This window comes from Mucilaginibacter pankratovii (assembly GCF_014773265.1).
Taxonomy (GTDB): Bacteria; Bacteroidota; Bacteroidia; order Sphingobacteriales; family Sphingobacteriaceae; genus Mucilaginibacter; species Mucilaginibacter pankratovii.
This window is the reverse complement of record NZ_JACWMY010000004.1, coordinates 298,592-320,235: the sequence shown is the minus strand read 5'-3', so window position 1 is coordinate 320,235 and position 21,644 is coordinate 298,592. Positions and strand designations below refer to the sequence as shown.

The 21,644-nt window shown below is 46.2% G+C and carries 20 protein-coding genes; 12 read left to right on the top strand and 8 right to left on the bottom strand.

Annotated elements, in window-relative coordinates:
- Nucleotides 1-20: 20 nt before the first annotated feature.
- The 3 genes from IDJ77_RS09910 to IDJ77_RS09900 all read right to left on the bottom strand — a co-directional run bounded on the left by IDJ77_RS09910 (nt 21) and on the right by IDJ77_RS09900 (nt 2,109).
- Nucleotides 21-1,355, bottom strand: coding sequence for an MBL fold metallo-hydrolase (locus IDJ77_RS09910; protein ID WP_191188781.1), 1,335 nt, complete (start codon nt 1,353-1,355; stop codon nt 21-23).
- An 86-nt stretch (nt 1,356-1,441) separates the two neighbouring features.
- The gene (locus tag IDJ77_RS09905; protein ID WP_191188780.1) at nt 1,442-1,858 is read right to left on the bottom strand and encodes a type II toxin-antitoxin system VapC family toxin; all 417 of its coding nucleotides are present in this window, start codon (nt 1,856-1,858) and stop codon (nt 1,442-1,444) included.
- A gap of 5 nt (nt 1,859-1,863) precedes the next feature.
- Nucleotides 1,864-2,109 (bottom strand): DUF6364 family protein, encoded by a 246-nt coding sequence (locus IDJ77_RS09900; RefSeq protein WP_191188779.1) that lies wholly within the window; start codon nt 2,107-2,109, stop codon nt 1,864-1,866.
- Between the two features lie 318 nt (nt 2,110-2,427).
- On the opposite strand from IDJ77_RS09900, the gene IDJ77_RS09895 reads away from it, so the two are divergent.
- The gene (locus tag IDJ77_RS09895; RefSeq protein ID WP_191188778.1) at nt 2,428-5,115 is read left to right on the top strand and encodes a valine--tRNA ligase; all 2,688 of its coding nucleotides are present in this window, start codon (nt 2,428-2,430) and stop codon (nt 5,113-5,115) included.
- 106 nt (nt 5,116-5,221) lie between these two features.
- Entirely contained in the window at nt 5,222-7,030 is a 1,809-nt protein-coding gene (locus IDJ77_RS09890; protein ID WP_191188777.1) for an ATP-binding protein, read from the top strand.
- Between the two features lie 2 nt (nt 7,031-7,032).
- On the opposite strand, the gene IDJ77_RS09885 is transcribed toward IDJ77_RS09890, so the two are convergent.
- Entirely contained in the window at nt 7,033-7,491 is a 459-nt protein-coding gene (locus tag IDJ77_RS09885) for a type I restriction enzyme HsdR N-terminal domain-containing protein (RefSeq protein ID WP_191188776.1), read from the bottom strand.
- A gap of 116 nt (nt 7,492-7,607) precedes the next feature.
- Here IDJ77_RS09885 and holA point away from each other — a divergent pair, with 116 nt between their 5' ends.
- The 4 genes from holA to IDJ77_RS09865 all read left to right on the top strand — a co-directional run bounded on the left by holA (nt 7,608) and on the right by IDJ77_RS09865 (nt 10,628).
- Nucleotides 7,608-8,630, top strand: a complete 1,023-nt coding sequence (gene holA, locus IDJ77_RS09880) for a DNA polymerase III subunit delta (protein ID WP_191188775.1) — start codon at nt 7,608-7,610, stop codon at nt 8,628-8,630.
- A 94-nt stretch (nt 8,631-8,724) separates the two neighbouring features.
- The gene (locus IDJ77_RS09875; RefSeq protein ID WP_191188774.1) at nt 8,725-9,480 is read left to right on the top strand and encodes a YoaK family protein; all 756 of its coding nucleotides are present in this window, start codon (nt 8,725-8,727) and stop codon (nt 9,478-9,480) included.
- 23 nt (nt 9,481-9,503) lie between these two features.
- Nucleotides 9,504-10,187: a carbonate dehydratase gene (gene can / locus IDJ77_RS09870; RefSeq protein ID WP_191188773.1), complete on the top strand. Its 684-nt coding sequence runs from the start codon at nt 9,504-9,506 to the stop codon at nt 10,185-10,187.
- 96 nt (nt 10,188-10,283) lie between these two features.
- Complete coding sequence (locus tag IDJ77_RS09865) at nt 10,284-10,628, top strand: hypothetical protein (protein ID WP_191188772.1); 345 nt, start codon at nt 10,284-10,286, stop codon at nt 10,626-10,628.
- Between the two features lie 106 nt (nt 10,629-10,734).
- Here IDJ77_RS09865 and pruA read toward each other — a convergent pair whose 3' ends face one another.
- Both pruA and IDJ77_RS09855 read right to left on the bottom strand, forming a co-directional pair.
- The gene (gene pruA / locus IDJ77_RS09860) at nt 10,735-12,372 is read right to left on the bottom strand and encodes an L-glutamate gamma-semialdehyde dehydrogenase (RefSeq protein ID WP_191188771.1); all 1,638 of its coding nucleotides are present in this window, start codon (nt 12,370-12,372) and stop codon (nt 10,735-10,737) included.
- Nucleotides 12,373-12,885: 513 nt separating this feature from the next.
- Nucleotides 12,886-13,509, bottom strand: a complete 624-nt coding sequence (locus IDJ77_RS09855) for a Vps62-related protein (RefSeq protein WP_191188770.1) — start codon at nt 13,507-13,509, stop codon at nt 12,886-12,888.
- A gap of 958 nt (nt 13,510-14,467) precedes the next feature.
- On the opposite strand from IDJ77_RS09855, the gene IDJ77_RS09850 reads away from it, so the two are divergent.
- Nucleotides 14,468-15,478 carry an energy transducer TonB gene (locus IDJ77_RS09850; RefSeq protein ID WP_191188769.1) on the top strand — a complete coding sequence of 337 codons (1,011 nt, stop codon included), beginning with the start codon at nt 14,468-14,470 and terminating at the stop codon, nt 15,476-15,478.
- Between the two features lie 73 nt (nt 15,479-15,551).
- Nucleotides 15,552-16,175, top strand: coding sequence for a DUF3267 domain-containing protein (locus IDJ77_RS09845; protein WP_191188768.1), 624 nt, complete (start codon nt 15,552-15,554; stop codon nt 16,173-16,175).
- 42 nt (nt 16,176-16,217) lie between these two features.
- Here the strand turns inward: IDJ77_RS09845 and IDJ77_RS09840 are convergent, their stop codons facing one another.
- Nucleotides 16,218-16,556, bottom strand: coding sequence for a hypothetical protein (locus IDJ77_RS09840; RefSeq protein WP_191188767.1), 339 nt, complete (start codon nt 16,554-16,556; stop codon nt 16,218-16,220).
- 109 nt (nt 16,557-16,665) lie between these two features.
- Between IDJ77_RS09840 and IDJ77_RS09835 the strand changes: the two genes are divergently transcribed.
- Together IDJ77_RS09835 and IDJ77_RS09830 are read left to right on the top strand one after the other, a co-directional pair.
- Nucleotides 16,666-16,935, top strand: a complete 270-nt coding sequence (locus tag IDJ77_RS09835; RefSeq protein ID WP_191188766.1) for a hypothetical protein — start codon at nt 16,666-16,668, stop codon at nt 16,933-16,935.
- Between the two features lie 168 nt (nt 16,936-17,103).
- Nucleotides 17,104-18,390: a hypothetical protein gene (locus IDJ77_RS09830; protein WP_191188765.1), complete on the top strand. Its 1,287-nt coding sequence runs from the start codon at nt 17,104-17,106 to the stop codon at nt 18,388-18,390.
- A gap of 209 nt (nt 18,391-18,599) precedes the next feature.
- Here the strand turns inward: IDJ77_RS09830 and IDJ77_RS09825 are convergent, their stop codons facing one another.
- Entirely contained in the window at nt 18,600-19,541 is a 942-nt protein-coding gene (locus IDJ77_RS09825; protein ID WP_191188764.1) for a DMT family transporter, read from the bottom strand.
- 312 nt (nt 19,542-19,853) lie between these two features.
- Here IDJ77_RS09825 and IDJ77_RS09820 point away from each other — a divergent pair, with 312 nt between their 5' ends.
- Together IDJ77_RS09820 and IDJ77_RS09815 are read left to right on the top strand one after the other, a co-directional pair.
- Entirely contained in the window at nt 19,854-20,270 is a 417-nt protein-coding gene (locus IDJ77_RS09820; RefSeq protein ID WP_191188763.1) for a GNAT family N-acetyltransferase, read from the top strand.
- Nucleotides 20,271-20,473: 203 nt separating this feature from the next.
- Nucleotides 20,474-21,589, top strand: coding sequence for a M42 family metallopeptidase (locus IDJ77_RS09815; RefSeq protein WP_191188762.1), 1,116 nt, complete (start codon nt 20,474-20,476; stop codon nt 21,587-21,589).
- The last annotated feature ends 55 nt before the right edge of the window (nt 21,590-21,644 follow it).

The window sequence follows — 21,644 nt, the reverse complement described above, 5'->3', positions numbered from 1 at the left end:
TATCATCCATGAACCATCAACTAATTAAACTCCTTCACTGCTTCGCTCAGGTCGTAAACCGGAACGGCTTTTATTTTGCCAGAGATAATACCGGCTGCAGCAGCAGAACGATATCCGGCCGCACAATGCACCACAATGGGTTTATCAGCTGGGATCTCGCTTAAACGTTCCCTTAATTCGGGCAGGGGAATGGTCAGCGCATCGGCAAATAGTTTGCCGACGTTTATCTCCGCCCAATTGCGGGCATCTATAATAGTATAGTTATCGGTATGAGCTTTAAAGTCACCCAGGTTTATAATGGCGGATTTTACAGTAGCACTATCCGGCGTAAGCAAGGCCGCTTTTATATTTCTTTCGTAACCTATTTTAGCGGCTTTTTTGATCATCACATCCAGCTCCTCGTCTGTATTGGCGATCAAATAAAAAGCTTCACCAGGGCCAACAACCGATCCCAGCCAGGTTTCAAACTTCTCGCCATCCTGCAGGTTAATGCTATTTTTTACATGGCCTTTGCGGTATAACTGGCTTGGGCGGGTATCTATCACCAACAGGCCTTTTTCTAATTCGATATTGCTATCAGCCTTTACAACATTGTTGATGCTCTCGGCAAACCCCGGTGCACCCGTTTTATTTAGCTCCACATCATATCCAAAATACTTGGGCATAAAAGGCTGGTCGGCCAGCAGGGTTTGCACAAATTTCAGCTCATCCATCAGTTGCAGCGCGTAGTTCTCGCGCAGCTCTTTGCCAATGGTGGTATGCAGATCGGGGCTCATGCTTTTACCGCAAAGCGAGCCGGGGCCATGCGCGGGGTAAACCGTAACATCTTTGGGCAGTACCATCAGTTTTTCGCGGGTGCTGTGGTACATATCGCGGGCAAGCTCTTCTTTTTTGGCGGTAATGTTACCTGCAGTTTCGCGCAGATCGGGGCGACCTACATCGCCTGCAAAAAGGGTATCACCAGTAAAGATGGCGCAGTCCTTCCCTTTTTCGTCTTCCAGTAAAATACAAATAGAATCGGGCGAGTGGCCGGGCGTGTTGATCGCTTTAAGCTTGATGTCGTCCAGTTGGATCACGTCGCCATCATCAAAGGTTTCGTGCGGAAAAGTGCCGCCGGCCAGCTTGCTTACATAAATAACGGCACCAGTAGTTTGATGGATCTCGAGGTGCGAGCTCACAAAATCGGCATGGGGGTGGGTTTCTATCACGCCCAAAATATCGGCGCTGTGGATCTCGGCAAAGTCGTAGTAAGGCTGCGGGTCGCGGGCGGGGTCTATCACCACCATGCGGCCATTGCGAATGATGGCGTAAGAAGCGTGGGCCAAACCCTTATCGTAAAACTGGTTAACTATCATAGCGTATAATGGCCGCAAAGATAATGTTTCGGCTGAATGGTTTGAAAAGGGAAATGTTGGGCGGGGGTAAAGAATTGGAGAGGATTTTACCTAAGTGCAGCAAAAGCCTCGGCAGGCGTTAAAATGGCTAAGGTACTTTTCTTAAAATCCTTAGTATCCCGTGTTACTATTAAACTAATATCTTCTACGCTGAGAGCGCAATAATATTGGATGGCGTCTTCATAATCCTTAAAGTCTGTTTTTAAAGATTGCCTGATAATTGATTTGGTTACGTCTACTATTTCTGTCATTTCAGCTAACTCATTCAATAATGAGATTGCCATATTATTGCCGAAAGATCGCTTTACAACGTAGTGGATATTACCATAAGAAAGTGCTGAAATATAGATTTTTATCTTCTCCTTAACAGCCATATCAAACAACTTAGCAGCGTCTAATACGAACGGTTGTCGATTGGTTAAGAAATCTATAACCACATTGGTATCCATAAAAACATGCTTCATCGGGCTTACTTATATTTTTCGGCCAGGGCATCCCCAAGTTCCTTTTTGTAATCAAAATCATCGGGGACCTTAAGTATCCCCATCAGGCGGGTTACTTTGGGCGAGATTTCAGAAATTGTATCGTCCTGAATGGCTATAGATTTCAGATAGTTTTCTACAATGTCAGACAAACTTTTCCCATTATCACGAGCATATTTCTTCGCTGAATCAATTACTGTATCTTCCATCGTTAGCGTAAGTTTCGTAGTCATTACACGTGTGATTTATTAACCGAAGATACGTATATGAAATATTATTTCAAAGGTTTAAGCAATAAGTTAGAGATTTTCCCCTACTTATTAAACCACTTAATAACTACCGATAACCTCGATAATTTGAGCATAGCTGCCAGGAAACGATTTAATGGAATTGTTTTCATATCTGTGCTGTGATATACTTTATAAACTACTCCATATTTAAATTATTGTCAGCGAGGCTTATAAATACTAATTCTTAATAGTAGTATGCCTGCAAAACTCAATCTACATTAGGGCTTAACAATTTGGCGCAAATAGTTATTTTTGCGGGCTATGATCATTGCTAAAACATATTCCCCAAAAGAAGCCGAAGAAAAGTGGTACAGTTACTGGTTACAACACAATTTTTTCCGCTCGGTGCCCGATGAGCGCGAGCCTTATACCATTGTGATCCCTCCGCCAAACGTAACCGGCGTGCTGCACATGGGGCATATGCTAAACAATACCATACAGGATGTACTCATCCGCCGTGCCCGTATGAAAGGCAAAAACGCCTGCTGGGTTCCCGGTACCGACCATGCCAGCATTGCTACCGAAGCCAAAGTTGTGGCTATGCTGAAAGAGCGCGGCATCAACAAAAAAGATATCACCCGCGAGGAGTTTTTAAAATACGCCTGGGAGTGGAAGGAAAAATACGGCGGCATCATCCTGGAGCAGCTAAAAAAACTCGGCGCATCCTGCGATTGGGAACGCACCAAATTCACCATGGATGAGGATATGAGCGAAGCCGTTATCGACTACTTTGTTCGCCTGCACAAACAGGGCCTCATCTACCGCGGCGTACGCATGGTTAACTGGGACCCGCAAGGTAACACCGCCGTAAGCGACGAGGAAGTTATCCGCAAAGAGGTAAACCAGAAGCTCTATTATATTAAGTATTTTTTTAGTCCGCAAGACGGAAATGCGTCCTCTCTTTCGGACTTGCCGACTTCCGGACTTTCGGACTTCCTCACCGTAGCTACCACTCGCCCCGAAACTATTATGGCAGATGCTGCGATATGCGTAAACCCTAACGATGAGCGCTACCTGCACCTGCATGGCAAAAGTGTATTTATCCCGCTTATCAACCGCGAAATACCGGTGATACTGGATGATTACGTGACCATGGATTTTGGTACCGGCTGCTTAAAGGTTACCCCGGCGCACGATCTGAATGACTACGCCCTCGGCCAAAAACATAACCTGCCCATCATCGATATTTTAAATGATGATGGTACCCTGAACGAAAAGGCACAGATATTGGTTGGCGAAGACCGCTTTGCTGCCCGTAAAAAAATTGCCGTATTGCTGGAAGAAGCCGGCGCGCTGGCCAAAACAGAAGACTACACTTCGCAGATAGGCTTCAGCGAGCGAACCAACGCCGTTATCGAACCAAAACTTTCGATGCAGTGGTTCTGCAAAATGCAGGAGATGGCTAAACCGGCTTTGGAGTATGTACTTAATGGTGAGGTTAAACTGATCCCCGAGAAGTTTATTAACACCTACCGCCATTGGATGGAGAACGTGCGCGACTGGAACATCAGCCGCCAGCTTTGGTGGGGCCAGCAAATTCCCGCCTACTACCTTCCCAACGGCGAATACGTGGTTGCCAAAACAAAGGAAGAAGCTTTGGCAATTGCAAACGAAACTTACCACTCACCGCTCACCATTAACGATCTGCGCCAGGAAGATGACGTGCTTGATACCTGGTTCTCATCGGGCCTGTGGCCTATATCGGTTTTTGATGGCGTGCGCAACCCGGATAATGCCGAAATAAACTACTACTACCCTACCAACGACCTGGTTACCGCGCCCGAGATCCTGTTCTTCTGGGTGGCGAGGATGATCATGTCTGGCCATGAGCTACGGGGTCAAAAGCCGTTTAGTAATGTTTATTTGACCGGTATAGTAAGGGATAAACTGGGCCGGAAAATGTCGAAGCAATTAGGCAACTCTCCCGACCCGATAGAACTGATGGGCAAATACGGCGCCGACGGCGTTCGCGTGGGTATGCTGCTTTGCTCGCCTGCCGGTAACGACTTGATGTTCGACGAAAGCTACTGCGAGCAGGGCCGAAACTTTGCCAATAAAATATGGAATGCCTTTAAACTAATACAGGGTTGGGCGGTTGATGAAAACTTAACCAATACCAACCAGATAGCTATTGAATGGTTCGATAGCCGTTTTAACCAGGCGCTGGCGCAGATAGAAGACGATTTTAAACAATACCGCTTATCGGAAGCTTTGATGGCCACCTACAAACTGGTTTGGGACGACTACTGCGCCTGGTACCTGGAGATGGTGAAGCCCGTTTACAAACCTAATGCCGAAAAGCAAAGCATCGATGCGGAAACCTATGCAGCTACCATCAATTTCTTTCAAAACATCCTAAAAGTGCTGCATCCGTTTATGCCCTTCCTTACCGAAGAGCTATGGCATGATGAACTGTTTGGAGAAAGAGCGGAACTCGATTGCTGCATTGTGGCGCAATTGCCCGCAATTGGGGAAATCAATACTCAACTGGTTTCCGAAATTGAAATTATCCAGCAGATTGTTGCCCAGGTTCGCAACACTCGTAATACCAAACAGTTATCGCCAAAAGAAGCTTTACCATTAGCGGTTAGAGCAAATTCGGCTATCGATTATATAAAATATCAGCCTATTATTAAACATCTGGGCAACATCAACGAGCTTACTTTGGTTACCGAAGCCATTGGCGGCGCAGTAAACTTTATTGCCGGTACCGATGAGTTCTACATTGCTTTGAATATAGAAATTGATGTAGCGGCAGAAAAGGAAAGGCTGGAAAAAGAGAGGGATTACCTTATTGGTTTCTTAAAGGCCGTAAATGCCAAATTAAGCAACGAACGCTTTATGGCTAATGCCAAACCCGAGATCATCCAAAATGAATTGAAAAAGAAAGCCGATGCCGAAGCACGTTTAAAAATAGTAGAAGATGCCCTGCGGGGATTGGCAGGCTAATTGCAATACGTTAAGGCTGTTTTAAACCTACATATAATTTATTGCGTATATTAAACCGCAAATATTTTTTTTAGATTTAAATAAATTAACGGCGCAAAATAGTAAAGTGGATTTTTTTAATTTCTCAATTTATAAAATACTTTCAAGAGACCTGTCGATACTCGACCAGGCGCGTATCCGTTTACTTTATTATGGCTTCCTGCTCATCTTTGTTGCGCTTGGCGCCTTGTTTTTAAGCGTTTATTTGCAGGGGCTGCCTTTACTAACCGCAACATCAGGTATTTTGATGTTCTGCGTAGCGGCGTTGTTTAAGTACCTCACCTTTAAGCCGCATTGGCGCCAGATCTCGCATATCCTGCTCATACTTGGCACCATAGTAAATCTTTCTACCGTGTTTGTGATCATGCAGGATGTTAATATCATCGTGATACAGATCATCATCCTGGTGGTGGTTTTCAGCTTTTATATGCTGGGCCTTAACTGGGGCATGTTTTATTCCCTGCTGAATTTGCTGCCGGTATTACTGTTCCTGGTGATGGTTTACGATCATAACTATTACATCGATTTTAAGCCCGAAAAAGTAGATGATGCCACTATTATTATAGGGGTGTTCGCCAATTTTATACTGATTATATTTATCCACAGCCACTTTTATACCGCCTTTTTAAAGAACATACAACAGCTTAAAGATACCAGCGAAGAACAGGCTGCCCTCAACATCAAATTCGAAAAGGCGATAGAAAAAGCCGAGAAATCATCCCAGGTGCAGTCGGAGTTTTTGTCCACCATGTCGCACGAGATCAGAACGCCGCTCAACGCCGTTATTGGTATGAGCAACCTGCTGATGATGAACAGCCCCCGGCCAGACCAGGGCGAGAACCTGGAGATCCTGAAATTTTCGGCCAACAACCTCCTTGCCATTGTTAACGACGTACTCGATTTTAACAAGATAGAGTCGGGTAAGATCGTATTCGAAAAAATAAAATTCAACCTGGTAGATCTGCTGCACAACATCTGCGGCGGGCAAATTATCAAGGCCGAAGAAAAAGGCTTATTGTTTAAGCTGGATATCGATAGTGCCCTTCGGCGAAAAGTGATCTTTGGCGACCCTACCCGCCTCACGCAGATCATCTTCAACCTTACCAGCAACGCCATTAAATTTACCGCGGCAGGCAGCGTTGGGGTGCGCGTAACCTGTATCGAAGACCGCCACAACAATATCACCGTAAGCTTTTCTGTAAAGGATACGGGTATAGGTATCAAAAAAGAAAACCTCGAGAGCATCTTCGAGCCGTTTACCCAGGAATCTATCACCACCACCCGCCAATATGGTGGCACAGGGCTTGGCCTGGCCATTGTAAAACGACTCCTGGAATTGCAGGGTGTAAAAATGCACGTTCATAGCGTAGTTACCCAGGGTTCGGAGTTCTCTTTCAATATGGAGTTCCCTGTATCCACAGAAGCGGTTGTGCCACCTGTTCAAAAACAAAAAATTCAGCAATCCGCGCCCGAGACCGACATTTTTGGCGCCGCCAACTTGCGCGTGCTGATAGCCGAAGACAACCCGGTGAATGTGATGCTAATGAAGAAGCTGTTCAGCAAATGGCAGATAGTACCTACCATCGCCGAAAATGGTGAGCGCGCCGTGGAAATTATGCAGTACGGTAACTTCGATATTATTTTGATGGACCTGCAGATGCCGATCATGAACGGTTTCGATGCCACCATCGAGATCCGCAAGATGCCCGATCCGGCCAAAGCTAACATCCCTATTATTGCGCTCACTGCCTCTGCCCTGTTTGATATTAAGGACCAGGTAACCAGCGCCGGCATGAATGATTATGTGGCCAAGCCATTTAAACCGGATGAACTAATGGAAAAGATCCAGAACCTCGTGTCGGCAAAGGTGGCATAGGGCTATAGATCTCTATAAGAGGGCAATTCCTCTAAAAACCTGTATTTTTCCTGCTCAAAATCTATCCGGCAATAGTAGTGTTGCAATCCGTTGCTCACAACAAGCAGCTGTACTCTGTGTACCATATTGTACCGCGCAGCCTGGTCGAACGTGGCTTGGCTGATGGCTACCGAAGGTGCTTTGCATTCCACCAGTAAAACCTTCTCGCCCGATGAATTATGCACCACGATGTCCGATCGTTTGGCCATACCATGCAGTTTCAGCCCGCCCTCCAGCTTAATCAGCGACCGGGGGTAATGCTTTTCTTTGATCAGGTACTGCACAAAATGCTGGCGTACCCACTCCTCGGGGGTAAGGATGATCTTTCGTTTCCGCAATTCGTCAAACACGCTCAGCTGCCCGTTCTCGTCGGTAAGTTTAAAAGGGTATGGCGGAAGATTGAGCGGGAGTAGCAATTCCATTTGTTCTAAGTCGAAAGCCAAAAGTAGCAAGTCTTAAGTCAAAAAAACAAAATGCCTGGTTTTAGTTAAAACATAGATTTGACTTCTTACTTTTGGCTTCCGACTTTTTACTTGAAATGACTGCTCCCGAAATCATAAAAGACCTTAAGGCCCGCAAATTTAAGCCCCTGTACCTGCTGCATGGCGAGGAACCTTATTTTATAGATCTGGTGAGCAACTACATCGAACATAAGGTACTCTCCGATGCCGAAAAAGGCTTTAACCAAACCGTGCTGTACGGTAAGGATACAGATATTATGACGGCCATTAACGCCGCCAAACGCTACCCCATGATGAGCGATTACCAGGTAGTGATGATAAAAGAGGCGCAAGACATGAAATGGGGCCGCGATGATGAGGACAAAAAGCACATCAACCCGCTCCTCGCCTACCTGGAGAACCCACTACCCAGTACTATACTGGTATTCTGCTACAAATACGGCAAGTTTGATAAACGCAAGAAAACGTACAAAGCGATAGACAAGAACGGGCTGATCTTCGAATCGGCAACGTTGTACGATAGCAAGATCCCCGCCTGGATAGAGGGTTATATTGCTGATAAAAAATACAAGATCAACGGGCAGGCATCGGCTATGCTTGCCGAATACCTCGGTAACGACCTCTCTAAAATTGCCAACGAGCTTGATAAACTGATGCTGAACGTAGCAACAGGCGAAGAGATCACCCTCAAACACATCCAGGATAATATTGGCATCAGCAAAGAGTATAACGTTTTCGAGCTGCAATCGGCATTAACTAAAAAGGATGCCTATAAGGTGAACCAGATAGTAAACTACTTTGAGGCAAACCCGAAGGCAAACCCCATAGTACTTGTTTTAGGCAATTTGAACAACTTTTTCAGTAAGGTACTGGCCTATCATTACATAAAAGATAAATCGCCGCAGAGCCTTGCGCGCGAGCTTGGCGTGAGCCCCTATTTTGTAAAAGATTACGAGCAGGCGGCACGCGGCTACAGCCTCGGCAAAACCTTCCAGGTGATCAGCTACCTGCGCGAGTACGACTTGAAAAGCAAGGGCGTGGAATCAAACACCGGCCAAGGCGGTTTGATGAAGGAGCTGATGTTTAAGATATTGCATTAACTTATCGCCCCCCGGTGTTAGGTTTTTAAAATTCCGCTAAACTTTTTTTGCGGCAGTGAGTTTATGGTTACGTAACTAAAACGCTGATTAAACTATGCTGAGGCAACCGCAAAAGAAAAGATCTCTTAAACAAAACCTCATGCTGGCCTCATCCACCGCATTTGTTGCCGGTATAATTGATGTGGTTGGTCTCCTCGCTTTCCTGGCGTTTACTTCCAACGTAACAGGTCACGTTGCCAACCTCGCCAAAAATATTCTTCAGCAAGACATTCGCGACATCCTTATATTTGGCTTTTGGTTGCTGATGTTTATGCTGGGCTCTTTCGTATCAAGCTTTGTGGTACGCTCGCTAAAACATATCAGTACCTACCGGGCGCATTCGGTACCTATCATCATCGAGATCATAGTACTACTGTTTGTAGCCCTTTACGGCAATAATTTTTATAACGAAACGCAAAACGAGCGCCGGATAGTAATTGCCGCCTTATTGTTTGCCATGGGTTTGCAGAATGGGCTGGTATCCAATATATCGGGCGGGTTAATAAAATCCACTCATCTTACCGGCTTGTTTACCGACCTGGGCGGCGAACTGGCCGATTGGATACATCCCCGCACGGAAGATACTCAAATAGTTAAAAATAAAATTTATGTAAGGGTAACCATCCTCACCTTCTTTATTTTTGGCGGGCTGGTTGGCGGTTACTTTTTTAATTTGTATGAGTTTAAAGTTTTGTACTTTGTACCGGTAATATTGCTAACCATTTTGTATTACGATATGCTACCGGTATTATACCATAAAATATACCAGCTGTTTTATCCAACAAAGCGAAAACTATCTAAAACCGAGTAACATCATAAAACCTATATTATATTATGTGCGCAAAAACCAACCCCATACACGACACCAGCCACATTACTTACGAAAGTCTGCTGGAAGGAAACCGTCAGTTTGTGGAAGAAACCCTGCAGGAAGACCCTGAGTACTTTACCACCCTGGCCAATGGCCAAAAGCCGCCCGTTTTGTGGATAGGCTGCGCGGATAGCCGCGTACCCGCCAACCAGATCACCCATACCCGGCCGGGCGAGATCTTTGTACACCGCAACATTGCCAATATGGTGATCCATACGGATATGAACATGCTAAGCGTGCTGGATTATGCAGTGAACGTGCTGCAGGTACGCCATGTTATTGTAACCGGCCATTACGGCTGCGGCGGCGTACTGGCATCCATGACGAATAAGCAATTTGGTATTATTGATAACTGGCTCCGCCACATTAAAGATGTGTACCGCGTACACGCCCGCGAACTGGATGCCATTGAAGACGAAACCAAACGCGGCGACCGCCTGGTAGAGCTTAACGTGATAGAGAACGTAAACAACCTCTGCAAAACATCCATTGTGCAAAACGCCTGGCAAAACGGGCAGGACTTATGCGTACATGGCTGGGTATATAGCCTGGCAACGGGCATCATTACCGATATGAAGGTAAGCGCCAACAACAACTCCCAACTGGATGAGGTGTTTAGGTTTAGCGCCCCAGCCCCCGTTGGCTAACGGGGGAGTTTTTGAAGAATTTGATCCCAATCCGCCCGGATTGGGATTTTTTGTTTTTAGGCAGTATCTTTATACTACCAAACCAATTGACAATTTATGTGGAATACCGATACATTATGGGTAGAAGTAGCTGTAGTAACTATCTTTTTCCTGCTTGGGCATATTTACTTTGGGCACTTTGAAGAACGCAGCCCTAAATGGCGTAAACTATTAAAGTATATTGTTACTCTCGGCATCATTATAGCGCTATCGGTTTATGTAGGGAGGGTGTATGCCTTCGGCTTACTTGGGCTGGCGTTATTGCCTGTTGCTTATATACATGGCGTTGTGCTGCCTAAAAAAGGCATCAACGGCTGGACGGGCGAACCCAAAGGCAAATACTACGAATTTAGAGGATGGAGCAAAAATATTTTTGGCGAAGGAACCAATAATGTCGAATAATGAATATTGAATATCAAACGCTGAAGTTCAACTTCATCATTCGATATTCAACATTCGGTGTTCGATATTTCCTCCGCTCTCCCCTTCAGGGGGTTGGGGGGCTCGCCTACCGTTCCGGCGTCAAGAACGGATAACGATAATCCTTAGGCGAATCAAAGGTTTCTTTGATTGTTCTTGGCGATACCCAGCGCAGCAGGTTGATCATCGAGCCGGCCTTATCATTGGTACCGCTTCCGCGGGCACCGCCGAATGGCTGCTGGCCTACTACGGCACCGGTTGGTTTATCGTTAATGTAGAAGTTACCAGCCGCGTTACGCAGCTTGTAGGTAGCATCTGCAATGGCGTAGCGGTCTTGCGACAGCACGGCGCCGGTAAGCGCATAGATAGAAGTTTTATCGATGATGCTGAGCGTTTCGTCCCATTTGTCGTCTTCGTAAACGTAGATGGTTAATACGGGGCCAAAAAGCTCTTCGCACATGGTAACGTAGTATGGGTCCTGCACCTGCAGTACGGTTGGCTCTACAAACCAGCCCTGGCTTTTATCGTAGTTACCGCCGGCGATAATTTCAACGCCTTTGTCCTTTTTGGCAGCGTCGATATATTTGGCCAGTTTATCAAAGCTAAGCTCGCTGATCACCGCATTAATAAAATTCTCAAAATCTTCTGTCGGGCCCATTTTAAAGGTGGCCATTTCGCGCACCACGTGCTCTTTTACTGCGGGCCAAAGGCTTGCCGGGATGTAGGCACGCGATGCTGCCGAACATTTTTGCCCCTGGTATTCAAACGCGCCGCGTAACAGGGCAACCGCAACCGCGTCGGCATTGGCGCTGGGGTGAGCCAGCACAAAGTCCTTACCGCCGGTTTCGCCCACTATGCGCGGGTAGGTTTTATATTTGTGTATGTTGGTACCAATAGTTTGCCAAATGTGCTGGAAAACCTTGGTAGAACCGGTGAAGTGAATTCCCGCAAAATCGGGGTGGTTAAATACCACGTCGCCTACCTCGGGGCCGTCGGCATAGATGAGGTTGATCACGCCATCGGGCACGCCGGCCTCTTTAAAGATCTGCATGATTACGTTGGCGGCGTACACCTGTGTATCGGCAGGTTTCCAAACCACTACGTTACCCATCATGGCGGCACTGGCAGGCAGGTTACCCGCAATAGCCGTAAAGTTGAACGGCGTAAGCGCGAAAACAAAACCTTCTAACGGCCTTTGCTCCAAGCGGTTCCAAATACCTTTGCCCGATACGGGGGGCTGCTGTGCGTAGATCTCCGTCATGTACTGCACGTTGAAGCGTAGGAAATCTATCAGTTCGCAAGCCGAATCAATCTCGGCCTGATAAGCATTTTTGCTTTGGCCGAGCATGGTAGCCGCGTTCAGTTTATAACGGTACGGACCTGCTATCAGCTCTGCTGCCTTTAAAAATATGGCTGCACGCTGCTCCCAGGGCAGGTTTTCCCAATCCGCTTTAGCAGCAAGAGCTGCATCAATAGCGTCGGTTACGTGTGTTTTATCACCGTAATGGAACGAGCCCAACAAGTGTTTATGATCATGCGGCGGGCGAAGCTCTACCAGTTTGCCGGTGCGTACTTCATCCGCGCCAATGTACATGGGTATATCCAGTTGCTGTGCGCGGGCCTCTTCGAGGGCTGCCCTAAGCGCTGCACGTTCCACACTGCGCGGGCCGTAGTTTAAAACGGGCTCGTTTACCGGCGCCGGAACATTAAAAAATCCTTTAAGCATAGGTAATAATTTAAGGCTGCAAAGATAGGGGTAAATGTGCAGATGTGCGAATATGCAGATGTGCAGATTGTTTTTGTGACGGGAGAGGGACAGTTGGCTGAACCTTGTTTGCCTGATTATGGGATTTCTTGATGCGCATTCGTATTTCCCTCCCACGTGGGAAAGGTGTGGCAGGGTGATGCGCGCAAAGACAGGGAGGGGTTGCGGTCGTTTGAAAAGAAAAGCCCTTGCTTCCGTCTCATAAATGAGACGGCAATGAAGGTGGATTGAGGGTATAAGTCAGCTACACACCTTCATTGCCGTCGGTTTTAACCGACGATAGAGGCTAATTTGAAAAGCAAAGCCAGTGGTGCTTCGGTACCGCCAGCCCCGCTATTCGCTGCAAGCCGCTGATAGAAGCGGGCTTTACGCTGCTATCGGGTTTAGTTAGGGCAGGATAGTGCTAAGGAACTAAGCAACCTTTTCCACGTCGTCTTTACGAGCGATAGCGCGATTCAGTAAATGAAACCATATTTAGGTTACAATTAACTTATACGCAGTGCCGGTATATGGTTGGTGATTGGCCTGAGCCACAAATGCGCCGGATACCCCTCCAAGCTCGAAAAGCTCCAGATCATTCGAGATACCTGTGCCGGCATCGTTCCAAATTTGCGAGCCAGCCGATGAGCCGGTTACAAAATCCTTACGAATGCACACATAATTGGGAATATTGGGTTTTCCATAACTATTGTTGAACACAAAACCGAGTGCCAGGTAACCATCCGGAGCAACGGCCTTCCAGCAAGAGCCGTCATATCTGCCGCCCGTGCCCCGATCGTTCCAGAGAAGGGTATAATCGGAAGGCGCTTTTAAAATGGGGTTTCTCGGATCGCCGTTTACCTCTTTTATGATAAGTGATGAGCCTGTTGGGTCTCTGTGATTGCCTTGTGCGTAATCGCCTACGATAAAATAGCTCTTATCGCTTGGGTTTGGCCGGAAAACAGATAGGTCTGCACGCGCGCCGCTACCCTTGTCGTTATAAAGCCAGTTGTATTGATTGGTGAAACTAACATACAACGATGGTTGCCCTTTAAAATCGTTGGTTAAGAATGCTGTTGACAACGATGATCTGATGATGATCGGTTCCTGGTCTGACATTTTTTTGTGTTTAAGGATTAAATAAAATTTGTTCGATCAATTTATCAATTGATCGAACAAATGTCAATTTTACGCCGACCCTACAACAGGGTGTAAACAGCTTATTGCAAAGTGGTTTTGCGGGTTGAAAAAAGATGAAAAGGTTGGTGCAGCTGCCGCAAGCGTCCCCGGCTTGTGGCCCACATGCAAGGTAGCCACTATGCATTGCGTATTTGCATTAGTTACTTACTGCCATTTTAAAGCATTACGGCACCACAAGCCGGAGACGCTTGCGGTAGCGGTGGTAAAACGTATCATAAATTAACCCATGCTGCCGTCACCCGCGAATTCTCCTTTCCCACTCTTCTAAAGGCAAAAACGTCATCACAACGAGCACCAGGATTAAAAAGACCAGGGTAAGCCGCGTTTCTGCATCTTTATCAAAAACATAATCTTTTGTTTCCGAATAGTACAGGTCAGGCAAAATGCCTCGTCCTATCTTGTCATAGTTTTTATGGTGAAGGTCAACATGGTATACGCTATCCTTATAAAGCACATACACGTCGGACCGATGATTTCTGCCGCCATTTATTTCCTTAGATATGAATGTATACTTTATCTTTTTGGAAGGGCTGCTTGATTATGCTTTAATATCCAGATGCCCAATGAAAACATACAGCGCCAGTGCGATTAATACAATTCTGAAAATCCATGTATAAGTTTTTTTCGACATCGTAACCAAAGGTTTTCATTCCCTGCGCTTATTTGAGTAGTCGGGGGTTGATTATCAAAAGTATAAACTTTTGTGGCTTTGCCGTTAGTATGTTATGCCGTTCTCCTCCCCCACTGGTCGAAGTTTACAACTTCGACCTACAATGACTTAAGCTTTCAGCTAAGACTACCAGCCCGAGAGCTAAATTGTCCACATCACTTGCCGTTATTATTTCAATAGGTATATTTAACCGTAAACTATGATCTAATGAAATACCTCGCCTTATTACTGCTTTTAACTATCTGCATCAAATTACCCGCACAGGTTATCGACAAAAACAATCTTTGGAAAAGCTGGGTGTTGGAGAAAGTTACCTATGAAGATGGTTCTGAATTATCTGAGGATAATTTAATGAAGTACCATTATATCAAATACACTTTCAGCGAACCCGAGAAAATACAATCCTCCATGGAGTATTTTGATAAGGGAGATGCTTTTCTATTCGACTTAACCAATAACGAACTAAACATAAAAACCCCACAGGGGTGGACGAGCAACTCTTTCAGGATCGACGAACTCTCCTCGGATAAAATGGTGCTCACGCAAAAAGCCGACAGAAAAAACATCACACCGGAATCGTTAAAATTTTATTTTTCTGCTGAAAAAGTGGTGCAGGCCGCTATAAAACTGGGCGCAGCCGACATTAACAGCATCATAAATGGCGACACCATTTATAATCGCAGCCCTAAATTATACCCGTCTTTTGCCGATGAGAATTTTCAACGGTACATTTACAGTAATATTGGCCAGAGTATGGATGGCAAGGCGGGCCGCTTGTCGGCCAATTTTATAGTTTTTAAAAATGGGATAGCCGACAGTGTAAAAATAATTGAGGGCATCAGCCCAAAGTTTGATAAGGCCTTTATAAAGGCTTTTACAAAGGCAAGCAAAAAATGGACACCCGCAGTTTTGGATGGAAGAACCGTATCTGTGATGGCCAGCGTACAACTCGGCTATTCTACCTCAGCCATCGAACTCCCGCTAATGGGCATATCAGACGATGCGCTGAGGTATTACAACAACAGGGACTTTGAAAACGCCCGTTTATTGTACGACCAGATATTAGAGCATAAACCAGACGACGTTAATAGCTTATATATGAGAGGCATGTGCAACCTCATACTCGGCAAAAAGCCGGCAGCAATTGCCGATTGGAAGCGATTGAAAAAAACAGGTTCTACCAAAGCAGATATTATACTGGCGAAATACGATCGGTAAAGATTCGTCCTCCCCTATGATAGGTTTACCGTAACAATTCATCGGCAACAGCATCAAATAACAACATTAAATTATGCAGCTAAGCCCTGAAGAACTACCTGAGAACGGTTACGTGATTTTAGATAAAATGGACCACCTAGAGCTGGTGCCCTTTGTACAGGCTTACCTTAAAAAAAGCACCTTATACTCCATAGCTTATTTCGCGGCGAACGCCCTTGTAGTGGTATTGATGGTGTTTTATTTTTTACTGAGCCTGCATCAAAACAAGGGTTTTAGTGCGGGCAAAGGCTTTTCGTATTTGGCTTATGGCATCGGGTTGGCGTTCCTGCTCATCCCGCTGCACGAATATATTCATGTGCTGGCATACCGCTCGCAGGGAGCCAAAAATACATCCTACGACGCCAACCTTAAAAAGTTTTACTTTATGGCCCTTGCCGATAGGTTTGTGGCCAATAAACGCGAGTTTACCATTGTAGCGCTGGCGCCATTTGTAGCGATCACCCTGGGCCTGCTTATCGCGTTATTATTTACCGGGCCATACTGGAGTTTTACGATGCTGGGGATGATGTTCACCCATACAGCCTGCTGTTCGGGAGATTTTGGGTTGTTAAGCTATTTTGAGTTTAACCGGCATAAAAGTCCGGTAACTTATGATGATAACACTAACCGGGTATCCTACTTTTTGGGGAAGGAATGATCCGGGATTAAGAAACTAACGAGCCTGGGTACCTTTTACCCGCTATATCCTCCATAAACCGGGATGCTCGCGGTGATGGTTAATGTTTTCGATAACTTCCTGTACGTCGTCTGTGGAGAGCTCCTGATTACCGTCTGCCGTGTAGGTAAAAAGTTTCCCGGGCTGCTCAAACGTGATGTAGCCCAGATAGTTTGGGCTCCTTTTTTTATCCAGTAACAATTCCTTTTCTTTCAGGTTTATCATCGCCGCATCCTCAAAACCTTCGTCGCGGTATATGTTGTAGGTATAGGTGAGTACCACATGCCCATCTAAATGCGCCTCGGTGTTGGGAATCACCATCAAGGGTAATTCGGCTCCAACTTTAAAAAATATCGGCGACATGTGCTTAGTGGTTTGTATGGAGAACAATAGCGCAATTAAATAGTTTTATCCTTTTTTAGAATACCTAATACCCCGGAAATATCTGTAAATTAGCTTCTACAACAAAACCATGGCCGAACTAAAATTAACCGGTAAACTTTCGCTGCTGATAGAGCCCGCTGACAAAAAACTCCGGCTGGTTATAAGCGACGAGGGCAGCGAACTCGCCTGCCGAAAGGAATCCCGCGGCAAACTCAAACGTTTCCTTTCATCTGCCGAAACCAGCATTTTTAAAGGCAGGCTGCAATTACACAAGAACAACAACACAGTTGCAGTGATACTGAAGGGCGAAGATGTGGGCGTGATAAGGTTGGCGGAGTTGGAGAAGGCATTGAATTAATAGGAACTTCATTATACCCTATCGAAGCCTCACCCTGCCCTCTCCAAAGGAGAGGGTTTCGATTTTTTTCAAGTCCTCTCCTTTGGAGAGGATTTAGGTGAGGCTAATTGGAAGGCTGCCAACATTTCGAAAAAAATAGCTATCTTACCCCTACCTATTTCACACTTTATGACAAACGCTGCCGAACCCGCCTACTGGTCCGCCCCGAGAAAAATTGCCTGCCGCTTTTTTGTGGTATTTTTTGTCCTTTACGTTTTCCTGAACCCCAACGGCGTGCTGCCGCAGGTTGATAGGGTTTATGAATACTATATCCAGCCCTTTCACTCGCTGATGGTGTGGATAGCCGCGCACATTTTACACCTGGAAAAACCGGTAACACAATTTACAGGCGGCAGCGGCGATACTACCTATGATTATATCATCCTGCTGTTTATCGCATTTGTGGCTACGGTGAGCGCCATCATCTGGTCGGTTATTGATCGGAAGGCACGCAATTACAACAACCTGTTTTACTGGCTTACCGTTATTGTACGGTACTACATGGCCATTACCATGGTTACTTATGGCGCGGTAAAAATTATTAAACTGCAATTCCCCGGCCCCTCTCCCGACAGGCTTTTACAACCGCTGGGCACCATGTCGCCCATGGGGCTGGCGTGGACATATATGGGCTATTCGGTAGGTTTTAACTATTTCACCGGCTTTGCCGAGCTTATTTGCGGCCTGCTGCTTTTCTTCCGTAAAACGGCCACACTTGGCGCGGTAATAGGGCTGGTTGTTGCCGGCAATATCATGGCCATCAATTACTGTTTTGATGTACCTGTAAAACTGCTGGCAACCATGCTGGTGCTGATGAGTGTTTTCCTGCTGAGCAAGGATGCTATCCGGCTTATCAATTTCTTTTTTCTGAATAAGCCGGCGGCCCCGGCCAACCTTAGTCCGCATACTTTTAAAAAACGCTGGAAGAATATTACCCTCTGCGTTATTAAATATGTGCTCGTCATCTACTCGGTAGCGGGCAATTTCATCAGCGATGTGCAGGCCATGAGCCAATATGGCGATAAGGTAAAAAAACCGCCGCTGTACGGCATCTATAACGTGCAAAGCTTTGTACGGAATAAGGACACTATTGCTCCCTTAACCACCGATACCACCCGCTGGAACAAATTTGTGATCAGCCGCCCGGGCGGTGCGAGGGTGCGCATGATGAACGACAGCAGCAAACGGTATGATTTTGAAATAGACACCCTGAAGCATACCATTGTAATGAATACTTATGCCGATACCATCAATAAGGCACATTTTACTTACCAAACCAAAAAAGATACGCTGATACTTGCTGGTACATTCAAAAAAGATTCGCTGCATATCCGCATGACGAAGTACGACCTGAATAATTTCATCCTGATAAAACGCGGCTTCCATTGGGTGAATGAAGTTCCGTTTAACAGGTAATTAAACGGTAGTGAATGAATCGCTTGGCGAGGTGACTCACCCCGACTACGCTACGCTGGTCGACCCTCTCTGCTTCGCAAAGAGGGTGAGGAAAAAAAGAAGACAAACAAAAAACCTCTCCTCTTTCCGAAGGAGAGAGGGGCCGGGCCTGCCTGCCGGTAGGCAGGGGTGAGTCAACTAACCGTGCCGGCTATCAGAATATTCAAGGTTTAAACTGTGGCCTTCTTTCGGAATTTACTAAAGTCGATCCGCGTGAGGTAAACGCCGCCAAGGATGATGAACAGGCAGCCAATTTGCCCTATGGTGATGGTTTCGCCGTAGTACCAGCCCCAGCCAAAGGCCACAAAAGGGATACCGTAACTGGCTGTAGATGTAAACAGCACGCTGGTACGTTGCACCAACGCGTAAAAAAGCATCCAGGCAAGCGCCGTGCCCAGCATACCTAAGGTACAGACGGCCACAACAGCTTTGATGTATTGGTACTGCAGTAGCGGCAGCCCAAAGAAGCCCGTTTGCAATAAAATAAACAGCGAAGGCAAACCTACCGACACCAAACTAAATGCTGTAATAATAAGCGGACTTACACCATTGAGGTACCGCTTTACCACGATGATATTGATACCATAAAAAATGGTGGCCAATATCACCAGCCCGGCATAGCCAATTTGCCCGTAGCCGGTATGCTTTTGCACCACGTAAAGTAGTACGATACCCCCGAAACCGATAATGATGCCGATGATATGGGTAAAGGGTACCTTGTTGCCGAAGAACAGGAAGCCAAATATGATGGCAAATATGGGCGTAAGCGAATTAAGGGTACCGGCAAGGGCGCTGTCTATCTTGGTCTCGGCAATGCAGAATAAAAAAGCGGGCAAAAAGCTGCCAAAGAAGCCCGAGAACACCAGCCAGCCCGAAAGCTTAAAGGGTATCTTACTACGGTGCCTGATGAGTATTGGCGTGAGCACTATCCCGGCGGTGATGATGCGGATGGCCGCTACCTGCGATGCGGTAAGTAAAGGTTGGCGTTCATCGTCATACAAACCCAGTTTCATTAAAATAAACGAGCTCCCCCATATTAAACAGATAGCGAAGAACATGAGCCAATTGATAAGTTTGGGCGGGAAAAGGGACGTGGGGGCGTTTTGCTGCATGATACCGCAAAATAGTATAAAGTAAGCTAAGCTAAAGGCAAAGTTGAAATTTGTTTGGGATAGAAGTAGTAATTAAGTGATGTCCAAAACCCTCTTTGCGAAGCAGAGAGGGTGGTCGAGCGAAGCAAAGACCGGGTGAGTCAACTCGCCGAGCGGGCCTAACCAACTGGCTATTTAACTCACCCCGACGACGCTGCGCTGGTCGGCCCTCTCTACCTGCGGTAAAGGGGGCATAAGAAACTTTCGGATATTCGAGACCTCCCGCCTCAAAAAAACCTTTTACCTTTACCCTTTTACCTTTCGCCTTAAAAAATGCTATCTATCGAACAAATTCGCCCCGAACTTACCTGGCGCTTGCGGCACGAAGTGCTATACCCCAACGAGCAACTGGCCCATATGGCTATGGAAGAAGATAACCACGGTTATCATTTTGGTGCTTTTCAGGATAACGCTCTGGTGGCCGTTGTATCCCTGTTTCAGCGCGGGCGCGATTGGCAGTTCCGTAAGTTTGCGGTAACCGATGCTTTGCAGGGGCAGCGCGTGGGCACGCAGCTACTTGATTATATAACGGCGTTTGTAGTAAAAGAAAATGGCGGCCTGCTTTGGTGCAACGCGCGGTTATCGGCCATTGGTTTTTACAACAAGTTTGGTTTTAGCGCCGTTGGCGAAGTGTTTCATAAAAATGGGTTCGATTACATTATCATGCAAAAAGATATCCCCTCGGGCTAAAAAGCAACAGGTCGGCTTGCCTCGCGCAACCGACCTGTCAATTAACTGATCTTATTTATTAACGGCGCGAAGTTGAGCTTATAGTGTTAAAACTATGTTAACAAACAAACATTATTTAATATACCGTGTAAAGGGTATTGCGGCAATGTCAACCGCTTTACTATATTTGCGAATGGCCATCCAAGGGCCTCATACTTATATCAATGGCTAAAAAGAAAACTGAAGTAGAGCAGAAACCTGCCGTAGTTACCGAAAATTCCCTTGCATTCTTCGAGAAATATATCAATAATGCGTCTCCTACCGGCTTCGAGTGGAAAGGGCAGCAATTGTGGCTGGAATATCTTAAGCCATACATCGACGATCATTTTGTAGACAATTACGGCACTGCCGTAGGTGTGATAAACCCCACTGCCGAATACAAAGTAGTAATTGAGGCCCACGCCGATGAAATATCGTGGTTTGTAAACTACATCACCAGCGATGGTTTGATCTACGTGATCCGCAATGGCGGGTCAGATCACCAGATAGCGCCTTCAAAACGCGTAGACATCCATACCGATAACGGCATTGTAAAAGCGGTTTTCGGCTGGCCGGCCATCCACACCCGCCTCGGCGGCGAAAAGGAAGAGGCCCCTACCCTCAAAAACATTTTTTTGGATTGCGGCTGTACCAGCAAAGAGGAGGTTGAAAAACTGGGCATCCACGTAGGCTGTGTAATAACCTACGAAGATGAGTTTATGGTGCTTAACAACCGTTATTATGTTGGCCGCGCGCTGGATAACCGTGCCGGCGGTTTCATGATAGCCGAGGTTGCCCGTTTACTAAAAGAAAACAACGTAACCCTGCCATTCGGCTTATACATTGTAAACGCCGTACAGGAAGAAATTGGCTTGCGCGGTGCCGAAATGATAGCACATCGCATTAAACCAAACGTGGCCATTGTTACCGATGTTACCCATGATACCGGTACGCCAATGATCAACAAAATTACCCAGGGCGACCTGAGCTGCGGCAAAGGCCCGGTAATATCATACGCCCCGGCGGTACAAAATAACCTCAACAAATTACTGATAGAATCGGCACAGAAAGCAAATATCCCATTCCAGCGCCAGGCATCCTCGCGCAGCACCGGAACAGATACCGACGCCTTCGCTTATTCTAACGACGGCGTACCATCGGCATTGATCTCTTTACCCCTGCGCTATATGCACACTACGGTAGAGATGATCCACAAAGAAGACGTGGATAATGTGATCCGCCTCATCTATGAATCGTTACTAAATATCAAATCCGGGCAGGATTTCAGATATTTTAGGTAATTATTAATAATAATCCAAAAAATCATTATTATTGGCAATAATTTAAGTAATACTA